Source organism: Vibrio penaeicida, from assembly GCF_030689305.1.
Lineage (GTDB): Bacteria > Pseudomonadota > Gammaproteobacteria > Enterobacterales > Vibrionaceae > Vibrio > Vibrio penaeicida_B.
In genome coordinates, this window is sequence record NZ_JAUYVM010000055.1 from 1 (window position 1) to 1,512 (window position 1,512).

General features: G+C 41.7%; 2 protein-coding genes. Both read right to left on the bottom strand.

What is annotated here, in order from left to right:
* Positions 1–161 precede the first annotated feature (161 nt).
* Positions 162–659: a GNAT family N-acetyltransferase gene (locus Q8W40_RS27920; protein ID WP_305402095.1), complete on the bottom strand. Its 498-nt coding sequence runs from the start codon at positions 657–659 to the stop codon at positions 162–164.
* Positions 656–928 carry a type II toxin-antitoxin system TacA family antitoxin gene (locus Q8W40_RS27925; RefSeq protein WP_305402096.1) on the bottom strand — a complete coding sequence of 91 codons (273 nt, stop codon included), beginning with the start codon at positions 926–928 and terminating at the stop codon, positions 656–658. The genes Q8W40_RS27920 and Q8W40_RS27925 overlap by 4 nt, the downstream gene beginning before the upstream one ends.
* Between the last annotated feature and the right edge of the window lie 584 nt (positions 929–1,512).

The following is a 1,512-nucleotide window of genomic DNA, read 5'->3' on the forward strand; positions in this document are numbered from 1 at the left end:
AATTTAGGGAAGATTATCCATACAAAAGCTTCAAACCGACAAACAACGCGTGGCATTTTTAGTTTGCGGTGAATTTAATGTTTAAGGTGCAATGCAGCGACTTGTTTTTTACGTTGTTTGCGGTTTAAGCTGGCGTTAGTTTGCTAAAGGCTAGTGGTTAACTAGCTTAAGCTTGCTCTCACATCTGCAATGCTGATGAAGAGCTTGTTTTCAGCGTCTTGAAATGCTTGAAAACCATAGCGTTCATAGAAATGCTTTGCTCCGTCTTTGGCATCAACGATAACAACTGGAAATGCAACGCTATCACTAGCAGCTAATAGCTTTCTGAGTGCGTCGATAAGCAGCCACTCACCAAAGCCTTTCCCTTTGTATCGGTCATCGACAGCAAGACGGGCAATCAGACCACCAGACGTGGATGATTGGTGCTTTTTTTGTAACTTATCGGGCAATGCCTTTAAGTCAATTGGTGTCATTGTTAGCGTGTAAAAGCCGATGACATGTGAGTTGTCGTTATCATCTTCCAAAACAAACGTTCTGGTGTTGTCTTTCTTTGCTTGCTGACTCGCCATTACTTTTAAGTAATTATTGAGAGCTTCGGTGCCACAGTTGAATCGGTTTCTATCGTGTTTAGTTTTATCTAGAAGTACCGTATTCATCATTGAGTTTTGCTCTCGTATCGATCAGCAGCAGCTTTTAGTTTTGAGTTCTGTGTTGTAGGACGGTCTAAAGCTTTCATGAGCAATATAGCATCAGCTTGGCTCAGTTTTAAAGCCTGTTCACGTTCGATGACTTGTTTAGCTTTTTCGATTGCAGCGCTTAGAACGAACGAGTTGATGCTAGACATGCCGGCGATCGCGGCAGCCTTAGTAAGTAAGTCTTGTGTATCGACATCAACTCTAGCGGTGATGCGAGGCAAAGTAGTAGCCATAATTGTTATTTCCTGTTGTGTCAAAATGTCACATGTGTATTATGGTCTTAAAGTGTGCAATAAGCAATCTCTGTGTCACTTTGGCACGCAAACTAACAAACAATTCAAGCAGACCAAAAACGCGTGGCATTTTTAGCTTGCGGTGAGTTTAGTGTTTAGGGTAGTTTGCAGCGACTGCATTTGTGCGTTTTTGGCTACTTAACTGGGCGTTATAGCGCTTTGATAATTTAAAGGTTGTAAGGTTATCGAAAGTTGCTGGCTTTCGTGTTTTTGAGTTCGATTCCTTAGCCTGAATCAAGGTGGAATATCCTCACAAACCAAGTTTCTGTAAGCTTTCAAAACCAGTTAGGTTTGCCGAATTTTTAAGCATTGCTCTCGGCTCATTTCCCTAAATTCTCGACTGGATCGGTGTTTTAGGTTCTGTGGTCTGGTTGCAGAAGATTTTGTTGGTTAAGATGCCTTTCGTGAATGCAAGCTAAGTACTTCATGGCCAAGCGAGTTTTTTGTTTGTATCGCTCTAACAAACGACTATGGCGTCAATAGCTAATTTTTAGCTGTATTTTCATCCCACATGACGCCATCTC

Bases quoted from the DNA above. Each gene is read 5' to 3' on its own strand.
- Q8W40_RS27920 (WP_305402095.1), bottom strand. From the start codon at position 659: ATGATGAATACGGTACTTCTAGATAAAACTAAACACGATAGAAACCGA.
- Q8W40_RS27925 (WP_305402096.1), bottom strand. From the start codon at position 928: ATGGCTACTACTTTGCCTCGCATCACCGCTAGAGTTGATGTCGATACA.